The 25,579-nt window shown below is 60.2% G+C and carries 10 protein-coding genes and 8 pseudogenes; 13 read left to right on the forward strand and 5 right to left on the reverse strand.

Going from position 1 to position 25,579, the window contains the following annotated elements; translation table 11 throughout:
- Positions 1-66: 66 nt before the first annotated feature.
- Both WDM24_RS44440 and WDM24_RS07370 read left to right on the forward strand, forming a co-directional pair.
- Positions 67-348 (forward strand): annotated as a pseudogene (locus WDM24_RS44440) (IS110 family transposase); the annotation flags it as partial.
- Positions 308-1,153, forward strand: a pseudogene (locus tag WDM24_RS07370) (transposase); the annotation flags it as partial. The pseudogenes WDM24_RS44440 and WDM24_RS07370, both read left to right, overlap by 41 nt.
- 204 nt (positions 1,154-1,357) lie before the next feature.
- On the opposite strand, the pseudogene WDM24_RS07375 reads toward WDM24_RS07370, so the two are convergent.
- Positions 1,358-1,618: pseudogene (locus tag WDM24_RS07375) on the reverse strand (transposase); the annotation flags it as partial.
- 53 nt (positions 1,619-1,671) lie between these two features.
- Positions 1,672-2,055 carry an Arm DNA-binding domain-containing protein gene (locus WDM24_RS44445; RefSeq protein WP_176533520.1) on the reverse strand — a complete coding sequence of 128 codons (384 nt, stop codon included), beginning with the start codon at positions 2,053-2,055 and terminating at the stop codon, positions 1,672-1,674.
- Positions 2,056-2,206: 151 nt separating this feature from the next.
- On the opposite strand from WDM24_RS44445, the pseudogene WDM24_RS07380 reads away from it, so the two are divergent.
- Positions 2,207-2,451, forward strand: a pseudogene (locus WDM24_RS07380) (IS256 family transposase); the annotation flags it as partial.
- A gap of 239 nt (positions 2,452-2,690) precedes the next feature.
- The gene (locus tag WDM24_RS07385; RefSeq protein WP_338696287.1) at positions 2,691-4,514 is read left to right on the forward strand and encodes a hypothetical protein; all 1,824 of its coding nucleotides are present in this window, start codon (positions 2,691-2,693) and stop codon (positions 4,512-4,514) included.
- 467 nt (positions 4,515-4,981) lie between these two features.
- On the opposite strand, the pseudogene WDM24_RS07390 reads toward WDM24_RS07385, so the two are convergent.
- Together WDM24_RS07390 and tnpC are read right to left on the reverse strand one after the other, a co-directional pair.
- Positions 4,982-6,047 (reverse strand): annotated as a pseudogene (locus WDM24_RS07390) (IS1380 family transposase); the annotation flags it as partial.
- A gap of 1,202 nt (positions 6,048-7,249) precedes the next feature.
- Positions 7,250-8,095, reverse strand: a pseudogene (tnpC, locus tag WDM24_RS07395) (IS66 family transposase); the annotation flags it as partial.
- A gap of 193 nt (positions 8,096-8,288) precedes the next feature.
- Here tnpC and WDM24_RS07400 point away from each other — a divergent pair.
- Positions 8,289-8,657, forward strand: coding sequence for a hypothetical protein (locus WDM24_RS07400; protein WP_338823158.1), 369 nt, complete (start codon positions 8,289-8,291; stop codon positions 8,655-8,657).
- A gap of 17 nt (positions 8,658-8,674) precedes the next feature.
- Positions 8,675-9,607 carry a class I SAM-dependent methyltransferase gene (locus WDM24_RS07405; RefSeq protein ID WP_166106165.1) on the forward strand — a complete coding sequence of 311 codons (933 nt, stop codon included), beginning with the start codon at positions 8,675-8,677 and terminating at the stop codon, positions 9,605-9,607.
- Positions 9,608-9,934: 327 nt separating this feature from the next.
- On the opposite strand, the gene WDM24_RS44450 is transcribed toward WDM24_RS07405, so the two are convergent.
- Complete coding sequence (locus tag WDM24_RS44450) at positions 9,935-10,072, reverse strand: DUF2628 domain-containing protein (protein ID WP_414645697.1); 138 nt, start codon at positions 10,070-10,072, stop codon at positions 9,935-9,937.
- 650 nt (positions 10,073-10,722) lie between these two features.
- Between WDM24_RS44450 and WDM24_RS07415 the strand changes: the two are divergent.
- The 7 genes and pseudogenes from WDM24_RS07415 to WDM24_RS07445 form a co-directional block, all read left to right on the forward strand.
- A pseudogene (locus WDM24_RS07415) lies at positions 10,723-10,941 on the forward strand (transposase); the annotation flags it as partial.
- A 525-nt stretch (positions 10,942-11,466) separates the two neighbouring features.
- Positions 11,467-11,697, forward strand: coding sequence for a hypothetical protein (locus WDM24_RS07420; RefSeq protein WP_338823161.1), 231 nt, complete (start codon positions 11,467-11,469; stop codon positions 11,695-11,697).
- A 279-nt stretch (positions 11,698-11,976) separates the two neighbouring features.
- Positions 11,977-13,288 (forward strand): annotated as a pseudogene (locus WDM24_RS07425) (IS1380 family transposase).
- Between the two features lie 251 nt (positions 13,289-13,539).
- Positions 13,540-18,105 carry a Ulp1 family isopeptidase gene (locus WDM24_RS07430; RefSeq protein WP_338830734.1) on the forward strand — a complete coding sequence of 1,522 codons (4,566 nt, stop codon included), beginning with the start codon at positions 13,540-13,542 and terminating at the stop codon, positions 18,103-18,105.
- A 210-nt stretch (positions 18,106-18,315) separates the two neighbouring features.
- A complete protein-coding gene (locus WDM24_RS07435; protein WP_338823166.1) occupies positions 18,316-18,591 on the forward strand; it encodes a transposase DNA-binding-containing protein in 276 nt (91 codons plus the stop codon).
- Positions 18,592-18,909: 318 nt separating this feature from the next.
- Positions 18,910-21,114 (forward strand): hypothetical protein, encoded by a 2,205-nt coding sequence (locus WDM24_RS07440; RefSeq protein WP_338830735.1) that lies wholly within the window; start codon positions 18,910-18,912, stop codon positions 21,112-21,114.
- A 263-nt stretch (positions 21,115-21,377) separates the two neighbouring features.
- Entirely contained in the window at positions 21,378-25,493 is a 4,116-nt protein-coding gene (locus WDM24_RS07445) for a Ulp1 family isopeptidase (protein WP_338830736.1), read from the forward strand.
- The last annotated feature ends 86 nt before the right edge of the window (positions 25,494-25,579 follow it).

Raw genomic sequence — 25,579 nt, forward strand, 5'->3', positions numbered from 1 at the left:
AACGGAGGTAAGATGCAGATGGTGCACCCGGACGCGGCTGCCATCGACGTCGGAGCGACTATGCACATGGCTGCCGTGAGGGCAGATCGCGCACCGGAGCCAGTCCGCAGCTTCGGTACCTTCACGGCTGATCTGCATCGGCTAGTCGACTGGTTTACTGAATGCGGCGTCGAGACTGTCGTCATGGAATCGACCAGCGTCTACTGGATTCCGATCTTCGAGCTTCTCGATGCCCGGGGATTTAACGTGTTTCTTGTCAACGCGCGCGATGCCAAGCACGTGCCGGGGCGCAAGACCGATGTCAGCGATGCGCAATGGCTGCAGCGGCTCCATTCATTCGGGTTTGCGGGCCAGCTTTCGGCCCAAAGGGCAGATTGCCGAGCTGAGAGCCTACGTGCGTCAGCGCGAGCGTCTGCTGGAGTACGCGGCCTCACACATCCAGCATATGCAGAAGGCCTTGACGGAGATGAATCTTCAGCTGCACCACGTCGTCACCGACATCACCGGCGTGACCGGCCTGCGTATCATACGAGCGATCCTTGCCGGCGAGCGCGATCCTGAGGCGCTGGCGTGCTTGCGCCATTATAGTTGCCGCTCCAGCGCCGAGACGATCGCGAAGGTGCTCACCGGAAGCTACCGCGCCGAGCATCTGTTTGCGCTCGAGCAGGCACTTGCGCTTTACGACGCCTACCACGAGAAGGCATCTGCCTGCGACGCCCGAATTGAAGCCGTGTTGAAGGAACTGAGCTTCCATCGCGGTCATGGCCACGGATCAGCGCCGCAGGTCTCGCGGCGTCGGAATCGAACCGATCAGGCGAACGCTCCAGCTTTCGACGTCCGCGAGGCGCTGTTCGCGTTGCTCGGAAAGGACCTCACCGCGATCGACGGCCTCGGTCCTTACCTCTCGCTGAAGCTGATCGCTGAATGCGGCGACGACCTCTCCTCGTGGCCAAGTGCAAAGCATTTTACCTCCTGGCTGGGACTGGCGCCGAGCAACAAGGTCTCCGGCGGCAAAATGCTCTCGTCCCGAACGCGCCGATCCGGCGGCCGAGCGGCGGCACTTCTGCGCCTTGCTGCCGTGACCGTGGGGCGTACAGACACTGCGCTCGGCGCCTTTTATAGACGGCTCTCAGCACGCATCGGCAAGGCCAAGGCCGTGACCGCCACGGCCCGGAAGATCGCAGTTCTGTTCTACAATGCTGTGCGATACGGAATGGACTATGTCGATCCCAAGGCCTCGTCCTACGAGACGCGTTACCGGACGCGAGTGGTCAACAATTTGCATCGGCGTGCCAAGCCATTCGGCTTTGTTCTCCATCCCTTGGAGCCGAAAAGTAGATGCTGCCGTTTCTTAGGAATCGTTCTCCAGCGTCAGTTCGCCGATCTTGGCGTGCAGCGACTTCACATCGATGGCTGCTTGTTCCGCTCCGGAGCCGCCGCCGGGACCGAACGCATCGGCGGCCTTGCTTTCAAGCTGAGCCTTCCACGCCGTGATCTGATTGGGGTGGACGTCGAACTGCTCGGCAAGCTGAGCCAGCGTTCGATCGCCCTTCACGGCGGCGAGCGCCACCTTCGCCTTGAAGGCCGGCGTGTGGTTCCGGCGTGTTCTTCTGCTCATTGTCGCTCCTGATTCGCAGGCACGGCGTGCCCGCTGTCAGGCAGAAACTCCACTTATCGCCCTGTGCAGAATTCCGGGGCCGGCTCTGTTGAGCAGGCCCTTATAGCCAGAGACGGTGCTCTACGCCGCGCCTTGGCGTTCTCCTCCAGGAGCAGCGTGACGGCCTCTGAGTACGTGATCGACTGCGGGCGCACCTTCCCAAGCGTGAACTCTGCAAGCAGCCGCTTGGCTTCCGTCCGAGCTTGGGAGAGGGAAATCGTGGGGAAACGGCCGATCGTAATGAGCGAGTTCTTGCGGTTGAGGACGAATGTCTTGGAGCCGCCCTGCGACACACGAAAGCCAAAGCTCGGAAGCTTATCGTCCCAATAGCAAATCTGGCCCTTGGGAGGCGGCGATATGCTCCGGAGGCCAACATCAGAAAACGCCATCTTAGCCATCGGCTAGCCATTACCAACGAGGGGAGTGGAGCGGCGATCTATGATGCACCAAGGCGGTAATTCTTCAATAGAATTAAAAAAGGTAGCGGTCGCTATGGCGCAGTATGTTTTAGGATGTAGATGCGAAAATTAGGAATCATAATCCTGGGGTCGGGGGACCAATCCCATTGAAAGCACCTTCGCCACCGTGCGCCACCACACGATCCGATCGAAGGGCTGCCTGTCCAACACGACCGCGCTAGCTTCTTCAAATTGCTTGAGGGCGCACAGAAAAGCTGGCGACGGCTCGACGGACACAACCAGTTGCCAAAACTCGTTCTCGGTGTGACATTCAACGACGGGATCGAGGTCATCGCCAAGCCGACCGACCGTCAGCCCGCAACCGCCGCCGCCTGACCGGCCCGGTCGTCACCAAAAATTGGCGATAGCTCATTGCGGGCTTCTGCTAGCGTGGCGCCCGAAACCCTCAGAACTTACTGAACATCAAGGCTGCGGTGAGATATTTCCTCACCAACGACGCGCACGCGGCAGATAACTGCATTGTCCGGCTCGGCTACGGCCCCTTGGCCATGTCAGGTTCTCGAAAGCTTGCTCGAGTAGGAGGCCTGCTCAAGGTGATCAGACATGAGGTTAGCGTGGACCGTCAAAATTTTGACCCATTTAATGTACCGGCTTGGTTACAGGTGCAGCACGCTGTCTCGGAAGAGCCCCAGACGGACCAGGCCGGGCAAGACGGCTTTGAGCAACACTTGGCCGAGGCAAACCAGACCGATTCTGCTCCCGTCGCCAGTGAGGGACGAGACAACCAGTTTTACCCCCATCTGTCTGAAGAAGACCGGGACATTATCGATAGGGCGATTACTCAGTATGCGACTCAGAAAAATCCACAACCGAGCACGATTAAGTTTTATACTCAGGCACTTCGTCGATTGGGGAATGATCTCCGCGCTCGTGGCCAAACGACTGATCTAAGGGACCACCGGTCCCTGCTCGATCACGTAAATACCTACTTTCCGAGAGACGTAAACATGAAGACAGGGGTGGGCGTCCTTCGCGCGTATCACGATTCCGGCCATATCGTTTCTCGCGGGCGGCCGCGCACGATCCCCTCAGCGAAAGACGCGTCTAGCGAAGGCCAGCCGTTCTGGGACGAGCCGATGGGTGCACTCGCCAGGAGCAACGTCCTGCCAAGCGAGGAGGTCCTCATCAACTTTGAGCAGGAGACAGCTCAGTCGAGAGCAGTGAAGAGGCCGAGGAAGCTAAATAACTCGCAAACGGTTGTAATTGAGCGGCAGCCGACCGAGATCGCGACTTCAGGAGAGGGGGGTGGAGCAATGCCAGCGGCCTCGGCGCTGCAGCCGGCTGAGTCAACGGGAATTGTCGGGCAGAGGGACGAGCAGCCTCTTTATCCGGAGGATGCTCCAGATATCTTGAGGCTTAAGGACGCCCTCATCGAAGGCGGGATGACCTCCGCCGCGGCGAAGCAATATGTAAGCTGTCTTCTTGGCTTTAGCCGTTGGCTGTTCGCAAAAAACAGACCGAGCATCGTTGCTCGGATGGACAGCAAGTCGCTGAGCGACGGCGGTGACATACACGAGTTCGCCGGAGAGGGTACGAAGAAGAAACTCCTTGCAGCATTAGGGCATCTCCGCACCCTTCGGTCAACTGGTGCGCCGATCGTACGCCCAGGGCGCGCTCGCGCCAACCACAATCCTCCTCCCCCGAACGTGGTCCTCACTAATCCCGAAAGCACGGCACTGGTTGGTCCGAGGCGCCTCGACGATGCCGCCGCGCAGCGCAACGCGCCGCACGAAGCTGATGGTCGGCTAGAAGAGCTTCAGGAACAACAGGATGATCAACCCGCGCCGTCGGTTTTCGGCCAAGAGCTCGCCGCGTTTGATCCAGAGCAGCTTCCTCAGGAGCAGCTTCGGCGAGTGCTGGATCATCTGGATGATAAACGCATTCCTTCGCCACTCTCCGTCGTTCCAGAGGAGCTTCAGCGACTGGAAAAGGACCTCCATGAGGAGCTTCACGGACGACGGGACAACCATCCCGCGCCTTCGTTCTCAGTTGATCCTGAAGAGTTCACTTTCAATCCAGAGCTGTTCGCCCCAGGGGAGCTTCGGCGACTGCTTGGTGATGAATCCGCCTCGGAGCTTGAGGGAGGGCGTGATGATCAATCGGCTCACCCGTCGGTTTCCGTCCAGAGGCAGGTCGCGTTCGATCCAGAGCAGCTTACTCCGGAGCAGCTTCGGCGAGTGCTGGATCATCTGGATGATCAACCCATTCCTTCGCCAGTCTCCGTCGCTCCAGAGGAGCTTCAGCGACTGGAAAAGGACCTCCATGAGGAGCTTCACGGACGACGGGACAACCACCCCGCGCCTTCGTTCTCAATTGATCCAGAAGAGTTTACTTTCAATCCAGAGCTATTCTCTTCAGGGGAGCTTTGGCGACGATGAATCCGCAGAGCAGGAAGGGTGAGATGATCACCCCGCCCCGTCCGCTTTGGTCCAGGGGGATGTCGCATTCGATGCAGAGCAGAGCTCTCAGGAGGGAGCTAGGGCAAGTGCTGGATCATCTGGATGACCATCCCCCTCGCCAGTCTCCGTCCTCTCAAAGCGGCTTCCCGGTCGCATCGTTCCCGGGGAACCAAAGGCGGCGTCCCGTTTCGGGATCACTTCCAGTCGGCGCGCCGTCAAATCCGACGCGAGCGTGGTATCGCTCCAGCGTAGGCCGCCTTGCGCGGTGTGGTGCTTAGCCCGTCCTATTCGTGAGAGTGCGTTTCTTTTAGTCCGATTGATGTGGCCGCACATCTGCTCTGACGAGGCGCGCGGGATTGCCTTCGGCCTTTCACCGCCTGACGACCGGTACTTTGCAACGCGCTTGAGGGATGGGTTGGGCGAACGGGGGGTGGACGCCCCGCCGGTCAAGGACCGAGCGGCAGCAGCGCGCCTGGCAAGCCGCGGATCAGGTCGGCTTCGGGACATGCCGCGGCAAACGCAAGGCGAATGCGGCTCGTGGTCTCGACGACACGGGCAGCGAGTTTCAAGAGACGAAGACGCAGCGTCGCGAACTCGGCTGTGGCCAATTCCCGGGCTTTGGGAATCGCGTCGCGCACGGTCAGCATCAGCCAATAAGCGGCGGTGTGGAGAACGAGGCGGACTTGATTGGCGAGCGCCGAACGGCAGCTGGTGCGATCGGAGGCGAGCTGCGTCTTATGCAGCTTGATCAGATTCTCGGCTTGGCCGCGCGCGCAATACAGGCTGTCGTAGATCCACTCGGCCGAGCCGACATCGAGGCTGGTGACGACGAAACGGATGTCGAGGCCGAGCATCGTCGCCTCAGTACGGGCGACGGTACGTCGTTCGCGATCCCAGGACTTTGCCTTGTGGCGCGTCTCGGTATAGCCACGCAGAACCGGCAGGTTCTCGATGGCGCGTCGCGTGCGGATGCCGTCGGCGGCCTCGTCGACTTTTCTGGCGAGCGGCTTGGTGCCGGACAGACCGAAGATGTAGTCGATGCCGTTGGTCTCGCACCACGCCATTGCCTCCGGCCGGGCATAGCGCCCGTCGCCACGGAACGTAATTCGCGTGTTGTGCCACCGCGTCCGGATATGCCGTATCAGGCGGCGCAGATGGGCACGCACCTCGACGCCGCCCGGCGTCTTGCCGGGCCGCAGCACGACCGCCACGGGCCGGCTCTTCTCCGTGTCGTAGACGTGGATCGGCAGGAAGCAGCGTTCGTCATAATGAGCGTTGAACAGCGAGAGCTGCTGATGGCCGTGGACGACATCGCAGGTATCATCGATGTCGAGCGTGACGGATGCCGGCTCGCGCGGGTAGCTATCCATCCATGCGTCGAAGGCGCGGAGCATTCTCCAGCCGCGACAGCGTCGGTTGGGAACACAGATCGCGACCCGTGTCCGGCAGCCGTCCGCAGGCCAGCTTGAATGCGGGATCGGACCGCAGATGATCGAGGTCGTCGGCGTCCTCGCCCACATCGCCGACCTTCCGCATCGCGTCTGCACGAACTGCTGCCCTAGGAATGGAAGCTCCTGCACCAAGCCGACAAGCCCGGCGATCAGCAGGCTGCCTGACCTTCACACGCTATCATAGAGCTCGCCGTGCCCGCGCGCATGCGTTAATCAGGCGGCCTTCGTCGTTTTACGATTGCCCACATCTTTTGCGGTGCACTGAGCCGAAAACTTGAGTCGCCAGAATCGCTAGTGATTCTTTGATGTACCAACCGCTGGTACATGCCGATTCCGAGGCCCAGAAAATTGGAACTATGCCTCATGATATTTGGATTCATGGCATGATAATTGGAACCATGTCGGCAGCGCCTTTGAGGTAGGCGATCGAGGGGTAGGCCTTTCCCTTAACCGGCGCTCCAGTCACCGGCACGCCCCTTCTGCGGGGGCATCCCACAACGCTCCGAGAGTGTGGGCGCGGATGGGCCTTTTCGTGACGGGTTGAAGGCTGGGAGAAAGCCTCCCGGCGCCGTCGCGGAGCCCCCTGCGATGTCCAGCGAAACCATACGGCCTTGCCAACGCCAACCGGACGAGCCTTTAGCCTGCCCTGTTCTCCCTCTCTTCGAGGCATCTGAGAGCCCGTTGGTATTCAAATTCGCACCATGCAAGCTCGAAAGGTTCCATCAGTGTCTCTACCCACGCCTCGGCAAAGGCTGCCATTCCGACGAAAAACAGAATCCGCGACCTCCTGACTGACTATCGTTGACGTCGCCGGCGAAGTCGAATGAGATGTCCGCCACGGCCAGCTACATATGCAGCTAAGAGGATCGCCATCAGCGCTTCAATTGGACCTTGGTAAGCGTTAGGCAACTCAAGGAAGGCTCGGAACGATACGAAGGTTTATGGCGATCCGTTCGCCTGGCACGCCTAACAACTTCCACGTATCCAACGGCTGGCCGAGCAGCGAAATCGACCGCGCTTATGCGAGGAACCACCCGCCTGACGGCCTCAGCTTGCCGCTTAGGGGGAACAGGTTGCATTCGGGGCGAGGATAGCGAAAACTGTAGCGCTGATAAGAAGGCGGTGGCGCAGCATAATGCGGAATTGCCCGGCTAGGTGGTTGCGGCGTAAGCGCGACTTTCTCGTCACATTGAATCTCGCATAGAATCAGTCGGCCCCTACGAGAGCCAGTGGATTCGCTGCTGGATGAGAGATTATGTTATATCAGGCCGGGTTTTCGGCGCTGCGGCTTTTGGGGAAGTTGAGAGGGAGTAGATCTTCAATATCGTCGTCGTCGCGGCGCTGGGGCAATTCGGTGAGGACATGTCGCAACCATGCGAAGGGCTCAACGCTACAGGCGCGACAGGTCAGCACCAGGCTATAGACAACGGCACTGGCGCTGGCTCCATCAACGGTATCGCTGAAGAGCCAATTTTTCCTGCCACAGGCGAAGATTCTGATGTCGCGCTCAAGAAGGTTGTTGTGGATCGGCATCTCGCCGTCCTCGGTGTAGCGCGTCAGATATTCCCACTGATTGAGCGTATAGGAGACAGCATCGCCGAGCTTGGTGTCGGGCACGACCTTTGGGGCGATTGCTTCGAGCCATGCCTTGAGAGCGTTCAGGACAGGAATGCTGTGTTGCTGGCGGAAGCGGCGCCTGTAATTGGCCCGCGTTTCGCCGTCATCCGGTTTTTCTTCGCGCACCTGTCTTTCAATCCGGTAGAGTTGGTCGAAGAACTTGAGGGCTTGCGCCGGCGGCCCGCCGGGTTTCTTCCTCGCTTTGAGGGCGTCGACAAAGCGCCGCCTGGCGTGGGCCACGCATCCGATATGCGTGGCGCCTTTCAACGTGCGCCAGGCCGAGTAACCGTGACTCATCAAGATGCCGCGGTAGTCGCCAAGGAAGGTCTGCGGGTGTTCCTGCCCACGACCAGGCTGATAATCGAACAGCACAATCGGCTGCTCACTGTCCTCGCCGCTGCAATAGGCCCACATGTACGAGGTGCTGGAGGCTTCCTTGTCCTTTTCGTTCAATACCTGAACCGTTGTTTCGTCGCCGTGGATGAGGGCCTGGCACGCTCGGGTGCACAACCGTCACCCGCAGCTTCTGTCCTTCTTCCATCACGTAGTGTCCACCTCACATTTGGTGGCCACCTCATGCATCAGCTCTCTCAACATAAAAAGGTACGCGAATGAGGAAGCTAAAGTCCTCGCATTTTAAATCGCCGTCCAAGGAAACGGTAGTGAAGCGATCGATTACGATGTGATGGCTGCCGCCTATCGGGCTGACAATGAGCACGGCGCTTGGAACACGCTATACGAAATGTGCGCCATTCTCACCTTATTCGGCGCTTGCCTATACCCAACGATCGAGACGATGGCAATCGACAGGATCGAACGACGGAGCGCATCGCTCTGTGCTCACTCCGGCCATCATCGTGCCATCAACGTGTGGTCATTGCGATCGCTGCCGATCGACAGCGTTGCTCCATCGTCTCATACGTACTCTCAGCCCCTCTACTTCATGAAGCGCGATTGGAAAAAAAACGATGGGGTTTATGCGTCGGCCAATCTCTGCGACAAGGCACCGAGTCGCCTGAAGGCACAGCCGTCGACTGGTTTGCAAAATGAATAGGAGGCATCGGGTTGCTAATAGATTTTCCGCGCATCAATCGGTCTAAGGCTGTCTTCGATGATATTTATGCTTCGGATGATCCCAGGGCATATTTCACCGTGCTGGGAGACCTGGATTATATGATCCCGGACGTGGCTGAGCCGGTTGTGCGCCAGATTCTCGCGGCGAACGCATCGGCAACTGGCGTTAAGCCGACCGTGCTTGACATTGGCTGTTCATACGGCATCAACGCTGCTGTGCATCGGTTTCCACTGACGTTCGGGGGCTTGCGTCATCGCTACGCTCGGCGCGAGATGAGGGCAATCAGCTCTGATACACTGGTGCGTCTTGATCGCAGTTTCTATGCGTCTTGGCCGGATGTCGGACTGGCACGATTTATCGGTCTCGATGTATCGGCACCGGCGATCAGCTATGCAACAGGTGTCGGTCTCCTTGAGCAGGGTATTGTCGCTGATCTTGAAAAGGAGACGCTATCGACGGACAGCGCGCACATCATCCGCCCCACTGACGTTATCATGTCGACGGGGTGCATCGGCTACGTTACCGAGAAGACGTTCAGCAAAATTCTCGATGCGACAGAGAAGCGTCCATGGATTATCTCATTCGTGCTACGAATGTTCCCATTTGATTCTCTGGCTGCAACGCTCGCGAAGCGTGGCCTTGTAACGGAACGCCTTACCGGCGCGACATTTATCCAGCGTCGCTTTCGCGATGCTGAAGAGTTTGAAAGTTGTTTGGCCACCTTGGCGGCTCTTGGCGTCGATACTACCGGTCTTGAGTCGGAAGGGCTGTTTCACGCCGATTTGCTCTTGTCCCGCCCTGAGATGGATGCGCGCGCCACCCCTCTCGAAAACATTGTCACCGTCGCCAGCGGCAGGGGTCGGCCTATCGGGCCCCGTTATGTGCATATTGGAGGCAACGCGGGCTTGCAGGTTGCGTTGGAGCCGTGACGGGTTCCTTTTCCGAGGATAGTTGTGGGTATGCCCCAAGGAACTGTACACCGAAGTGGATCATACCCTGACTTCCTGAATGATTACTTTCTATCAGGTCGGTAGTCTTACAGAGAAGCCTTGGTTATGACTACTTCGCCGATTGCGAATCCATGTGTTGCCGTGCCGTATGATCGAGGTCGCCGCTGCGTCAGATTTCTACGATCGAGTGCGGCGTTGCCGTTTCCCAACGTATCGTTCGAAGTGCGGCAAGCGAAGAAGGTCGCACTGCGGCCGACGCCAAGGCTAGGGCGAAATCGATAGCAAGGGTCAGCACGAGCCAGCCGATTAGCGCGCCAGCCAGAGCCTGTTCCAGGCCAGCCAGATCACGCCCGCAATCGCGGCCCAGAAATGGAAGCCGTCGCGTACGAAGACGAATTTGTCGGCCGCCGCAAGAGCCGCGCCGTTGGCCGCGGGGGTATGCACTGTATAGACCGGCTTCGAACGCTCCGCCGAGGATGGACTCTTACTTACAGCATGATCTTCCGGAAAACCGGCACGACCTTTTCCGGATCATGCACCCGGAGATCAGCCGCCGAGCTGCCCCTTGGTTGAGACGCCAGCATGCATTCGCTGTGGTCTTCCATGCGAGCCTGCAGGAAGACGCCGTCTTGAGGTCTGAGGTCGCATACCCGAGCGGGTCTCGCATCGGACCCGCCTGACGACAGGAGGGGGGCGCTCCGATTCTGTCGGCACCTCTTCACCGGCCTTCGGTTTGAGCCGACGAAATTCATCGACCGACATCATAATCGATCTGGTTTGCCGTGGTTCATGATTGCGACGCGGCCGGATACGGCAGCCCGCTGCATCTCCCCGGATTGCTGCTGCAAATCCTGAGAGGAGCAGGTTCGAATAAGCGCTCAATGATCTTCACGTATTTATGTATTTTTCTCGAGTAGGTGCGCGGCGCCATTCGAGCGCAGCAATCGACATCATCCTTGAGCTGACGATTGGCGCTCGAGCCAGAGGCTGAGGTCTCTCGCGTAAGCGAGGATGATGCGACGGAGAGAGTGGCTGATGATCTGCGGCAGGCGGCGGCCAATCCGAGATTGCGCGAGCAGTTTTTTGCACAGGCTTCCGAAACCAAGGCCGCCGCCGAGCTGGCGTTCGACGCCTTCATCGAGAGCTACACGCCCAAATACGAGAGGGCGGCCGACTGCCTGAGCAAGGATCGGGACACGCTACTGGCGTTCTACGACTTCCCGGCCGAACACTGGAAACACCTGCGGACCACCAATCCCATTGAAAGCACCTTCGCTACCGTGCGCCACCGCACGATCCGATCGAAGGGCGCGCGCGGAGGCCGGGGTCCGATATCCCGGAGGACCGTCAACGTGGCAGCGTTCTGCCCTTAGCAGGCCCACCTGTCGATCAGCTGACGAGTGTCGCTGCAGAACCCCGGGTCGCTCGGTTGCCAGCGGTGACAGAAGTAAGCCCAGTTTGAGGTTGAACCGGTCAAGATTCGCAAAGACCAGCTTGGCTGTGAATAAGCACCGAAGCGGGACCCCAACTCAGATGAACGCAACGCTCTGATGTCGCACGAGGAAATTCGTTCACGATGAGGTCCGGATCGGCGCCGATCGGCCTCCCGCTGTCTTCCAAAGTCACGAACCAGATCAATAGGTTGGCCTCACGTCGCCCCGGAGCGCATTCTGGGGCTTATTTACAGCCGCGTCCCGCGGGCCCATGATGGAACGATCATGACAAGCCGCTCCAATGAGCGCTGGTGTTCAGACGCGATCGAGTTCACCTGCTGGAATGGCGAGATCGCGCGCGGTTGCCTTTGCTCTGGACCGCCATGACTGCGAGGTCATCGCTGAGTGACCACGACGGCCGGGATTTCCGGCGAGATGATCAGGGGCATGATGATCCACTGTGTCGAGCAGCGGTTCGAGGACATCCAGGCTCCTCGCAAGGTGCGATGGCTGACCAACAATGGCTCCATCTTCGCCGCCTATCGTACCCTCGAGATTGCCGCGACCCTGAACCTCGAGCTTGCTTCACGCCGGTCGAAAGCCCCGAGAGCAACGGCATGGCCGCGGCATTCGTGAAACTTTCAAGCGCGACTACGTTTGTGTGAACCCGTTTCTGATGCGCGCACCGCGCTGCTCCGGATCGACCACTGGATGGCGGATAATTAACTCAGAATACCCGCATTCCCGGCTGGGCTACGCTCACCGCGGGAGCACATTGCATCACTCAAACTAGCCCGTCTTATTCGTCAGAGGGCGCCCGAGAGGCTGGCGAGCGTGGTGTAAAGCGCTGAAGCGGCGTAGGATTCGGTTGCAAAGCCAACCCCATCACCTTCAGCCGCGAACAGCACGCCCGCCATGACCGATGATACAATTCTGCCCTTCTCGTTTCCAGCCGTTCACGCCAAGAAAGTCACAGCTGCCTTCGATGGCGGTCGGCTGACCTCGAACGGGGGCGTGATGCTTCTGGCGATGGCCGAGCGGCGTCTCGGCTTGGCCGACAATTTGGCCCGCGTGTTCCCGGATCGGCGCGATCCGACGCGGGTCGTGCACAGCCTTGTCGATATGTTCCGCGCGCGCATGTTCGCGATCTGCTGCGGCTACGAGGACGCCGACGACCTCGATCATCTGCGGTCCGATCCCGCATTCAAGCTGGCCTGCGGACGGCTGCCGGACACGGGTCGCGATCTGTGTTCCCAACCGACGCTGTCGCGGCTGGAGAATGCTCCGCGCCTTCGACGCATGGATGGATAGCTACCCGCGCGAGCCGGCATCCGTCACGCTCGACATCGATGATACCTGCGATGTCGTCCACGGCCATCAGCAGCTCTCGCTGTTCAACGCTCATTATGACGAACGCTGCTTCCTGCCGATCCACGTCTACGACACGGAGAAGAGCCGGCCCGTGGCGGTCGTGCTGCGGCCCGGCAAGACGCCGGGCGGCGTCGAGGTGCGTGCCCATCTGCGCCGCCTGATACGGCATATCCGGACGCGGTGGCACAACACGCGAATTACGTTCCGTGGCGACGGGCGCTATGCCCGGCCGGAGGCAATGGCGTGGTGCGAGACCAACGGCATCGACTACATCTTCGGTCTGTCCGGCACCAAGCCGCTCGCCAGAAAAGTCGACGAGGCCGCCGACGGCATCCGCACGCGCCGTGCCATCGAGGACCTGCCGGTTCTGCGTGGCTATACCGAGACGCGCCACAAGGCAAAGTCCTGGGATCGCGAACGACGTACCGTCGCCCGTACTGAGGCGACGATGCTCGGCCTCGACATCCGTTTCGTCGTCACCAGCCTCGATGTCGGCTCGGCCGAGTGGATCTACGACAGCCTGTATTGCGCGCGCGGCCAAGCCGAGAATCTGATCAAGCTGCATAAGACGCAGCTCGCCTCCGATCGCACCAGCTGCCGTTCGGCGCTCGCCAATCAAGTCCGCCTCGTTCTCCACACCGCCGCTTATTGGCTGATGCTGACCGTGCGCGACGCGATTCCCAAAGCCCGGGAATTGGCCACAGCCGAGTTCGCGACGCTGCGTCTTCGTCTCTTGAAACTCGCTGCCCGTGTCGTCGAGACCACGAGCCGCATTCGCCTTGCGTTTGCCGCGGCATGTCCCGAAGCCGACCTGATCCGCGGCTTGCCAGGCGCGCTGCTGCCGCTCGGTCCTTGACCGGCGGGGCGTTCACCCCCCGTTCGCCCAACCCATCCCTCAAGCGCGTTGCAAAGTACCGGTCGTCAGGCGGTGAAAAGCCGAAGGCAATCCCGCGCGCCTCGTCAGAGCAGATGTGCGGCCACATCAATCGGACCAAAAAAAACGCACTCTCACGAATAGGACGGGCTAAAGGGTAGTTTGTTGCTGATTCCCAGCGTGTCAAATTCGAGCCCGGCTTCGAAGGCCTATATTTTTGAAAGTGAGAACGGATGGATTTCCCCTCGACGAAGTGGGTGAGCACGGGCCCGCAAGAGAGTTCGCCCGCGGCGCCGTCCGCAGATACGGCGACCTTTGAGCGGCAGCTGAGCGAGATCGCCAATTCAGGTGGAGGTGGTGGAGCAATGCCGGCCGCCTCGGCGCTGCAGCCGGCTCAGTCAGCTGGGGTTTTGAAAGGGCACAGCAAGCAGCCTCTTTATTCCGAGGATGCTCGCCTTATTTCGGGGCTTGAGGAGGCCCTCCGCAACGGCAACGTCGCCAACCACACCGCCAGGGATTATGCAGGTTCTCTTCTCAGCCTTGGCCGCTGGCTCTTCGCAAATAACAAAGATCCGATCGCTGCTCGGCTCGACGACCAGTCGCTAACCAATGATGCGCGCGAGGCCATCAAAAAGGGTCTTAACAGGAGGCGACTCCTTCTGGCAATAGACCATCTCCGGACCTTCCAGTCGACGGGCGTCGTGCCGATCACAGGCCGGGCTGAGCTAAATCCTCACCCTCAGGACGTAGCTCTCATCAAAGAGTACAAAAACGAAGCAGCGACAGGGACCGGCAGGGGGTATGCAACTGTTCTTCGCAGTTTCAGTGACTACCTGCGTGAAAACAACAAGAAGGGCATTGCTGCTCGGCTTTCCGGCAAGGCGTTGGATGGAGATGTCGAGAGCTATAGGAAAGACGCCGGGGGTAATCGGAATATCGGTGCCGCACTGGCTGATCTCCGAAAATCGCAGGCCGGCGCTAAAGCGATGGAGCTCGAGCGCCATATTTCCCCCGGTCCTGATCCCGAAGACGCGGTACTGATGGAGCCGATGCCCGCCGGCGGCGCCGCTGCGCAGCACAGCGCGTCGCAGGACGCGGGCAGTTGGCCAAAGGAGCTGCTTCCTGTAGAAGGCTACGATCAGGATTTGCTTTGGGAGCTGATGGACGAACCCGGCCCGTCGTCATCTCTTCTTGAGCCAGCCGCGCGCCATGACCAGTCATCGGATCCCGGAGAGTCCATTCGTCCCTTGAACTGGGGCTACGACCGCCAGCAGTTCCCGGACGAGCCGATCGGTGCACTTGCCAGGAGCAACCTCCTGCCAAGCGAGGAGGTCCTCATCAACGATGAGCATGACACAGCTGAATTGAGGCCAGCGAAGAGGCCGAGGACCCTAGACAATCTGCACGGCGTTGCCAGCGAGCGGCAGCTGAGCGAGCGTGGTGGAGCAATGCCGGCCGTCTCGGCGCTGCAGCCTGCTCAGTCAGCTGGGGTTTTGATAGGGCGGAGCAAGCAGCCTCTTTATTCCGAGGACGCTCGCCTTATTTCGGGGCTTGAGGAGGCCCTCCGCAATGGCAACGCCGCCAATCACACCGCCAGGGATTATGCAGGTTCTCTTCTCAGCCTTGGCCGCTGGCTCTTCGCAAATAACAAAGATCCGATCGCTGCTCGGCTCGACGACCAGTCGCTAACCGATGATGCGCGCGAGGCCATCGAAAAGGGTCATCACAGGAGACTCCGTCCGGCAATAGACCATCTCCGGACCTTCCAGTCGACGGGCGGAGTCGTGCCGATCACAGGCCGCGCTGAGCTAAATCCTCATCCCCAGGACGTGGCTCTGATCAAAGAGTACAAAAACGAAGCAGCGACAGGGACCGGCAGGGGGTATGCAGCTGTTCTTCGCAGTTTTAGTGACTATCTGCGTGAAAACAACAAGCCGAGCATTGCTGCTCGGCTTTCAGGCAAGTTCCTGGATGGAGATGTCGAGAGCTATAGGAAAGACGCCGGGGGTAAGAATATCGGTGCCGCGCTGGCTGATCTCCGAAAATCGCAGGCCGGCGCTAAAGCGATGGAGCTCGAGCGCCATATTCTCCCCGGTCCTGATCCCGAAAACGCGGTACTGATGGAGCCGATGCCCGGCGGCGGCGCCGCTGCGCAGCACAGTGCGTCGCAGGACGCGGGCAGTTGGCCAAAGGGGTTGCTTCGTCCCTTGAACTGGGACTACGACCGCCAGCAGTTCCCGGACGAGTCGATCGGTGCACTTGCGAGGAGCAACCTCCTGCCAAGCGAGGAGGTCGTCATCAACGATGAGCATGACACAGCTGAGTTGAGGCCCGCGAAAAGGCCGAGGACCCTAGACAATTTGCACGGCCTTGCCATTGAGCGGCAGCTGAGCGAGATCGCCAATTCAGGTGGAGGTGGTGGAGCAATGCCGGCCGCCTCGGCGCTGCAGCCGGCTCAGTCAGCTGGGGTTTTGAAAGGGCACAGCAAGCAGCCTCTTTATTCCGAGGATGCTCGCCTTATTTCGGGGCTTGAGGAGGCCCTCCGCAACGGCAACGCCGCCAACCACACCGCCAGGGATTATGCAGGTTCTCTTCTCAGCCTTGGCCGCTGGCTCTTCGCAAATAACAAAGATCCGATCGCTGCTCGGCTCGACGACCAGTCGCTAACCAATGATGCGCGCGAGGCCATCAAAAAGGGTCTTAACAGGAGACGACTCCTTCTGGCAATAGACCATCTCCGGACCTTCCAGTCGACGGGCGTCGTGCCGATCACAGGCCGGGCTGAGCTAAATCCTCACCCTCAGGACGTAGCTCTCATCAAAGAGTACAAAAACGAAGCAGCGACAGGTACCGTACGTACCTATGCAGTTGTTCTTAACAGTTTCAGTGACTACCTGCGTGAAAATAACAAGAAGGGCATTGCTGCTCGGCTTTCCGGCAAGGCGTTGGATGGAGATGTCGAGAGCTATAGGAAGGACGCCGGGGGTAATCGGAATATCGGTGCCGCACTGGCTGATCTCCGGAAATCGCAGGCCGGCGCTAAAGCGATGGAGCGCGAGCGCCATATTTCCCCTGTTCCTGATCCCGAAGACGCGGCACTGATGGAGCCGATGCCCGTCGGCGGCGCCGCTGCGCAGCACAGCGCGTCGCAGGACGCGGGCAGTTGGCCAAAGGAGCTGCTTCCTGTAGAAGGCTGCGATCAGGATTTGCTTTGGGAGCTGATGGACGAACCCGGCCCGTCGTCATCTCTTCTTGAGCCAGCCGCGCGCCATGACCAGTCATCGGATCCCGGAGAGTCCATTCGTCCCTTGAACTGGGGCTACGACCGCCAGCAGTTCCCGGACGAGCCGATCGGTGCACTTGCCAGGAGCAACCTCCTGCCAAGCGAGGAGGTCCTCATCAACGATGAGCATGACACAGCTGAATTGAGGCCAGCGAAGAGGCCGAGGACCCTAGACAATCTGCACGGCGTTGCCAGCGAGCGGCAACTGAGCGAGATCGTCGCTTCAGGCGGTCGCCTGCTGACGTCGGCCCCCACCCATCAACTGGGTGCATCGCCATGGCAGGCGCAGCCGACGATGCAGGGGAGCGGGTACCAAGATGCCACGACGCCGCAGCGAGCTGTCAGTCGGCCATTGGTCCTCCCGGAAGGTTATGATCAGGATCTGCGTTTGATGGTGGAAGACGGCCCACCGTGGCCCGGGGTTCCCCCGGAGCAGGCGCAGGACATAGTCCAAGCTGGACAGCAGGAACCTGCCTGGTCCGCCTCAACCTGGTCGCCGCAGATGCCGCTCAACTTTGATTGGAGTATGTGGCCGATGCTGGAAGCATCGCCAGCGCAGGCTGCCAGGGCTCGTTCAAGCACCTACGCTGGTCTTGAGCCATTTCTTGCTCTGAATGCGCCGACACCGTCCGAGTTGCGCGACGACGCTCACTTTGCGCCAGCGCACTCTACCAGGGCTCCCTCAGACATCTACGCTGGTCTTGAGCCATTTCTTGCTCTGAATGCGCCGACACCGTCCGAGTTGCGCGACGATGCTCACTTTGCGCCAGCGCCGGCTGCCAGGGCTCGCTCAAGCACCTACGGCGGTCCTCCATTGGTTGATCTGACTGCGGCCACGCCGTCTGAATCACGCGACGATGTTAATTCTGTGCCGGCGTTTCCGAGCACCTCCTACGATGCTCAGATCGGGGCTTTAGGTCCGACAGCCTCGTCTCACGGCCGCGGGCTGGTGCTCGAGGACACGGAATGGCTGGGCGACGAGCATGTCCTGAGAGATTACCAGCTCCTGGCGCAAGAGTTGGGGGGGGACAATCCGAATCTCGCCGCCCGGACGCGGTTCGTGGATCCTCTCATAACCCTTGTTAGCCTGCGCTTGGGCACCGAGAGCGAAATGCTACGCGCATTCCAGCGCATCGTCCATGATCAGAATGGTGACGACACAGCCGACTTCCTGTTCCTGCCAGTGAACAATGCCCGTGCTACGAATCTCCCCGGCACCCATTGGTCGTTGCTGTTTGTTGATCGCCGCGACCGCGAAAGGCCGGTTGCCTATCGCTACGACTCCATGGGGGAATACAACAACACGCCCGCAGCAGAGCTCGCAGCAAGGCTGGGCGCCCGCCTGGAGTCACGCGGCATGACCCAGCAGCTGAACACTTATGATTGCGGCGTCTTCGTGGTGGACGGCACGCGGGCGCTGGTTAGGCAATTGGAGCAAGGACGAGCACCACACCTGCTGAACCTCAGCAGCCTCGTTGCCAATCGGCAGGCGCTGCAGAACCGACTCAGGGGCTGATGTCGTACGCATACGACGAAGCTTTCAATTACCCATAATTTCGCCGACTCACGCTGATCCGCGAAATCTTGAATCGAAAGTATCACTTGTGATTCCTTGCTGAGCACTTGATTCGCGAGGGGGCGCTCTATGGGGCTGACATTAAGGGATCAGTCCGCAAAAGGCTGTTTGCGGTCCTTCCGCAAACTGCTCACGCAGATTGGAAGCGCCATGGGACAAAGCATCCAGCTCGTCTGCCAGGATTGGGCGAATACCAAGGCAGCCTACCGCTTCTTCTCCAATGACCGGGTCAGCGAAGCGGACATTCTGACCGGCCATTTCCAATCGACACGTGATCGTGTCGTCGCCGCTGAAGGTTTGGTTCTTGTGCTGCACGGTACAACCGAGTTCAGCTATCAACGCGAGAAGTCAGAAGTGATCGGCATCACCAAGAGCATAAACAGTGGACGGGATAAGGCGGGAATTGCGTCAAATTCCGCTTACTAAGCTTCTCGCCGAGACCGTTGACGAGCTTCGCGAGGACGTCGGAGAGCCGGTGCTCGGCGCTGACGCTATTGAGCTTACAGGTCTCGATCAACGAAGCTAACTAATCTCAAACCTTTGAGAAGCGCTCCTTCGGCTCCCGGTCGATTAAGTTGACGATGCCCCGCTACCTCCAGCAGCACCCCAGACGCCATAGAATTGCAACCCATGGTGAGCTGGGTTTTCCTGTGCATCCGGGGAAAACGCTCTTGGTCAGCTTCTCGTCAGCCGAGCTGTCTATCCAAACAGGCTGCGCATTATGGACCTGATTGGAGGTGGAAGATGGCGGGCATTGTTGGGCCTTCAGGAGCCGACAGCGCATGGGGATCGAGCAGTTCGAGCCCGGAGCCCGATCCCGCCCCTGGGGAAGGCGGGCAATCTTTCGACAGGGAATTGGAGCGGATGCGCTCCGGAGGAACCGCGCTCATGAGTGAGCCACCCGCGTCCGGTGTGGCAGTCCGGATGCCCTCGAGTGTCGACGGAATCAAGGCAGCGAAGCAAAAAATGCGCAGCCTGCTTGAGGGCCTTGATAGTTCTCGAAATGCAGCCACACAAGCCCGGAATCCGTCGGAGACGCAAGAGCTGATCGATCAAATCGTCAAGGCAGGCTCGGAAGTTCTGAAGTATTACGCGAGCCTCCCCCCGGACATGGCGCGCAGGCTTCTTTCCGATGGTCAGGCTCGTCAAGTCCGCGCCGAAACTATCGCTGCGGGAGACGAATGCAACATCGCGGCCACCTGGATTGTCAACAACCTGGAGGCGAACAGGAGCAAAGCAGCAGCCGTGCTCGGCCGGATGCGAGATGCCGGCGCTCCGTCCGACCAGCTGGACCGGGCGGTATCCAGCGTGGCGAAGCATTACGAAGCCTGCTTGGATTGGTGGGGAAAGAAGGTATTGCGCTCGGAGCGGATGCGGTCCGTTTATACGGACACCGCCAACTTGCCCAGCACCACGTCCAAGATGCGGGAGGAGGAAGAGGCCGCGCTACGCCAGCATACCGGCTGGGCGCTGTATACGAAGTGCATGTACCTGGAATCGCGCATCGCTCTCGCGCGACTCTTGATCGAGTCGAAGGCGGCCACGTTCGGCCCAGCCGTGAACGACGCCCTCATGGGTGAGGATGGGCGGGTGCGACTGCTTGGGACCTTTATCGCGGATTTTTTTCCGGCATTCAACTCGACTTCCCACGCCGTTCTGGAGGGAGCGGCGCTCGACGCAGACCACTGCACCGTTCTGGAAGGAGTCATGGAACGGCTTTCGGAATTTGCCTCAGGGGTGCACGGCATCGTTACCCGACTAAGGGGCGCCGGAACGGATGCCGACCTTCCGTTGGAACTGTTGGGCCAGATCGCGGAAGGTGCATGGGTCACCGCGGACGACGTCACGCGTCTTTTGGTCGTGCAGCCAAAGACGCCCGCCATGATTGAGCCGCTGGCCCGGACTGCCGTAGTGGTTGAAGGGGGCGCGGCGCGGAGGAAGGGGAAAGGCAAGCGCGCCCCGGCCGCAGGCGAGCGAAGTTCGGCGGGCGGGCTGCGCGAGCCGCAGCTCGCCACGCCCGACGCTGCCACGGCCCCAACAGGCAAGGTGATCGTACTCTCGGATTTGGGTACAAAGAAACTCGCGAGCGCGGAGGAGGCAGACGCGAGGGTGTCATCGTCGGCGACTGGGCACCTGGAGATATTGCAGGCTCCGCCCTCCAGGAAAGCACTGACCGGATTAATCGAGCGATTGGACGAACTTTTGCAGTTCGATCTGCCCGCTCAGCAAAGCACCGTCTCGCAAGCGCGCCAGATGAAGCCCGAGGACGCCGATCACGTCGTGGATCTCGTCGTTAAGCGACTGCAGACGCAGGCCTCCGAGATTGAGGCCAGTGTAGTCGCGCTGGAGGAGCCTCGCCGACGTGTCCTACTCACGCCTGCGCAAGTGCCGGAAGTGCATGACAAAATAACCCGGCTCAAGGCGATGTTGTCCGAGGTGCAGGGACAGGCGAACTCTTTGAAGGCGCGAAAGGCGGCGATCACGATCGATTGCATGAAGACCTACGCGTTTCCGTCCCAGAAGTATCTTGAACAGTTGCGGGCGGCCGGGGAGCTGGCGTCTGTGAATCCACCGCGCGCCTTGAAGGATGATCCGGGGACACTGTTCGAGATCAAGCTGCAGCCCAAGGCCCTGCGCAATGGCGCGATGCCAAGCCCGATGTGGGTGCACATCCATACCAAGCGGCCGGTACATGCCTGGCAGTTGGCAACGCTGAGCGATGCCGAGTTCGCCGCTTGCCACGTGAAGTCCAATGACCAACGCGGCTACAATCAGGACTGGCAGAGCGCTCGAGCTGCGACGGGGCGCGAGAACGTCGTGATCCACCGCGGGAAGCTCACGCCGGCGTTCTGTAGGTCCTTGATGAGCACCGCAGTTGGTGGCCATCCGTGGTATCCCCTTCCCGAGACGGAGCACATGTCGACCCAGATGGCGCGCCTGGGGATGTAGCTACAGGTGGTTTGTCTCGCGCCGGAGCGCCGCTGTGGTGACACGATCAAGTGGCCGTTATCACCGAGAGGAAATCCTCGATGAGCCGAAGCCAGCACGAACTCCTCGAACAGATCGACAGCGGGGTCACGATTGAAATTCGATCGGGAGCGTCGTGACCACGACTTCCTTTCGCTTGGCGGCTGAACCGTCAAATGCCGGCGCTCAAGTCCAGACGCATACGATCAGCGCTCCTGGCCCTTCATCTTCGAAAGTGAGTACAGATGAACTTCGTCTTAATGAATCGCGTGCGTCAACAAACGGATAGCGTGGACGCGCAAGATGCCTCTCCGGCCGACTCGTCGGCAGAGGCGGCGGCCTTTCACAGGCAGCTGAGCGAGGTCGCTGTCCCGTCCTCTCCCGTGCTCATGCAGGTCCGCGCCCATCAAGCGGATGCATCGCGATCTGAGGCGCGGCCCATCATGCGGGCGAGCGGGCAACCATATACGCCGGCTACGCACGGTGAATGCGGTGGAACGATGCTGAATGCGTCGGCGCTGCCGCTCGGCCATGCAAATTTGGCTTTCGCAGGTAGCAGCATGGATCCTGTTTATTCCGAAGATGCGTCTCTTATTGAGGGGCTCGGGCCGGCACTCTTCAAGGCTGGGGCCTCCGAGCGCACCGTCAGGCGCAATGTACGTTGTCTTCTCGGATTGGGGCATTGGCTCGTAAAGAACGGAAAGCCGGGCATTGCTGCCCGGCTTTCCGAAGAGTCGCTGGACAAGGATGCCCAGGAGTTCGGCAAGCAGGAGGGGCAGGCCATCGCTACGCCACTGGATCATCTTCGAGCCGCCCAATCGCCGGGCGGCATCGCGCCGATTGCAAGCCGGGTTGAGCTGAATCCCTATCCCCAAGATGCGGATCTCATCAAAAGGTACAAGGAAGATGCAGCGTCAGGCACCGCCAACACCGTCAGGACCTATGCAGCTCTTCTTATCGATTTCAGTGATTACCTCCGTGAAAACGATAAGCCCGGCATTGCTGCTCGACTTGGCGACGGCTCGCTGGATAATGATGTCAGCCAGTATAAGGAGGCGGACCCCCGTGGCCGCAGAAAAGCCGGGGCCGCACTGGCTCATCTCCTGAGGTCGCCGGCGGGTGCTAGAGCGATCGAGCTCCGGCCTCATATTCGCCCCGTTCCTGATCTCGAAGACGCGGTTCGCGCCGAGCCGAGGCGGACCCGGGCCGCGACTGCACAGCACAGCGGCTCGAATGGAGCTATCAGCTGGCCGGAGACTCTGCCTGCGAACCAGCAGGATCTGCTTTTGGAGACGATGGACGGACCCAGCTCCTCGCCGCCTCTCGAGACAATCGCGCACCATCAACAAGCAGCGGATGCAGGAGGGTCTTTTCGTGACTTGAACTTGCCCCGCGACGACCATGGGGTTCCACCGCGGCATAGCCTGGCATTGGATCCTGCAGAATCCCTTCGCCCCTTGAACTGGTGCCATCATGATCACGAACTGTCGGATGAACGTCACAGGAACACCCTCGTGCCAGGCGAGCAGGTTCTCATCAGCGATGAGCATGATACAGGGGAGTTGAGATCAGCGAAGAGGCAGAAGACGCTAAGCAACCCCCAGGGCGTCGCCGTTGAGCGTCAGCTGGTGCAGACCCCATCCCATCAACTGGGGGCGTCACCATCGCAGAGGCAAGCTCCGATGCCGTCGCGTGCGCACGAATACGCCCCAGCGGCACATTCAGTAGCGAGGCATGTCCGAGACACCGCTAGGCGGCACGACGCATCGCGTGACGCCGTCAGGAATCAGCTTTCGGTGATGGTGGAAGGCGGCCCATCATGGTCCGTCTTGGTCCCGCCTGAGCGGCTCCAGGGGGCAGAACAAGCCGGACCGCAGGAACCCGCCGGGTCCACCTCAACTTGGTCACCGCAGATGCCGCTCGACTTTGATTGGAGCATGTGGCCGAGCTCGGAAACTGCGTCATCCTTGCCTGTCCCAGCTCAGCTTCCATCCAGATCGTACCAGTTGCGTGATGATGCTACCTTTCGGAACACGCTGAACACGTTTGCGCCCGAAAGCCTGCGGTCGCCGGACGGACTAATCGGCGAGCAGCTCCCGGGCGAAGACGAGGAGCTCTTGGCGAAGTTTCGTTTAGACGCCGAGCGGCGCAAGCTCACCCCAGGAGCCATCAAGAACAGTGTTTCCGGGCTTGGGATATTTGTTCGCTGGGTCAACGCAAGTCATAGGGGGCCCGTAGCTTCTCGGCTGCGAGGCGGTTCATCGCTGGATGAGGAAATTGCGGCGTACAGGAGCTTGGGGCGGGACCGTCAGAACAGCATCAAATCGAATCTGAATGTTCTCCGGCGGCTCTTGCGTGGGAGTGAAGAAGCCGAAGCCCCCGAACCCCGAGTCCTTGGTCGCCCCCGTCGCGTGGTTCCTCATCCCGAAGACGCCACCTTCATCGAGGGAGCGCTCGGCCAAGCCTTGAACGATCTTAGAACCACGATTGCGGCGCAGAGGCAGTCTGCGCAGAAGCGGGCTACACGTCTTCGTGCGCTGAGTGCGTGGCTTAAAGAAAACGGCAGGGGGAGCATAACTGGGCGACTTAACGGCTCTAGCAAGGAGCAGTTAACGCTGGATAACGATGTGCTAGCGTTCCAACGGACTGGAAGCAGAATACACGGTCCCGATTTGTCGCATCTTCGCAGCTACTTAAAACTCATCGAGGCGAACCGAGGGCTGGGGTTGCCAGGCCCTGAGCAGCCGAGCTCGCCGGCCGCGCAGTGCGATCGGCATTCCGGCTCGGCGCAGGATCTTCCCTCAACGCCAGCCAGCGCGGGAGCTTGGGCTTGGTTGGGTGAACAGCTGCAAGAATCAGCATCACCATCCAGGCCCCCGTCACATGCTAAGGGCAGGCTTGAGCCATCTGTTGATCTGAATGCGCCGACGCCGTCCGAGTTGCGCGACGATGCTCACCTTGAGCCAGCGCAGGCTGCCAGGGCTCGTTCAAGCACCTACGCTGGTCTTGAGCCATTTCTTGCTCTGAATGCGCCGACACCGTCCGAGTTGCGCGACGACGCTCACTTTGCGCCAGCGCACTCTACCAGGGCTCCCTCAGACATCTACGCTGGTCTTGAGCCATTTCTTGCTCTGAATGCGCCGACACCGTCCGAGTTGCGCGACGACGCTCACTTTGCGCCAGCGCACTCTACCAGGGCTCCCTCAGACATCTACGCTGGTCTTGAGCCATTTCTTGCTCTGAATGCGCCGACACCGTCCGAGTTGCGCGACGACGCTCACTTTGCGCCAGCGCACTCTACCAGGGCTCCCTCAGACATCTACGCTGGTCTTGAGCCATTTCTTGCTCTGAATGCGCCGACACCGTCCGAGTTGCGCGACGACGCTCACTTTGCGCCAGCGCACTCTACCAGGGCTCCCTCAGACATCTACGCTGGTCTTGAGCCATTTCTTGCTCTGAATGCGCCGACACCGTCCGAGTTGCGCGACGACGCTCACTTTGCGCCAGCGCACTCTACCAGGGCTCCCTCAGACATCTACGCTGGTCTTGAGCCATTTCTTGCTCTGAATGCGCCGACACCGTCCGAGTTGCGCGACGATGCTCACTTTGCGCCAGCGCCGGCTGCCAGGGCTCGCTCAAGCACCTACGGCGGTCCTCCATTGGTTGATCTGACTGCGGCCACGCCGTCTGAATCACGCGACGATGTTAATTCTGTGCCGGCGTTTCCGAGCACCTCCTACGATGCTCAGATCGGGGCTTTAGGTCCGACAGCCTCGTCTCACGGCCGCGGGCTGGTGCTCGAGGACACGGAATGGCTGGGCGACGAGCATGTCCTGAGAGATTACCAGCTCCTGGCGCAAGAGTTGGGGGGGGACAATCCGAATCTCGCCGCCCGGACGCGGTTCGTGGATCCTCTCATAACCCTTGTTAGCCTGCGCTTGGGCACCGAGAGCGAAATGCTACGCGCATTCCAGCGCATCGTCCATGATCAGAATGGTGACGACACAGCCGACTTCCTGTTCCTGCCAGTGAACAATGCCCGTGCTACGAATCTCCCCGGCACCCATTGGTCGTTGCTGTTTGTTGATCGCCGCGACCGCGAAAGGCCGGTTGCCTATCGCTACGACTCCATGGGGGAATACAACAACACGCCCGCAGCAGAGCTCGCAGCAAGGCTGGGCGCCCGCCTGGAGTCACGCGGCATGACCCAGCAGCTGAACACTTATGATTGCGGCGTCTTCGTGGTGGACGGCACGCGGGCGCTGGTTAGGCAATTGGAGCAAGGACGAGCACCACACCTGCTGAACCTCAGCAGCCTCGTTGCCAATCGGCAGGCGCTGCAGAACCGACTCAGGGGCTGATGTCGTACGCATACGACGAAGACCGCCTGATTGAAGCGTGCGCGCGGGCACGACGAACTCTATGATGGTTTGCGTGAAGGTCAGGC

Origin of the sequence: Bradyrhizobium sp. 27S5, assembly GCF_037217225.1 — a bacterium.
Classification (GTDB): domain Bacteria; phylum Pseudomonadota; class Alphaproteobacteria; order Rhizobiales; family Xanthobacteraceae; genus Bradyrhizobium; species Bradyrhizobium septentrionale.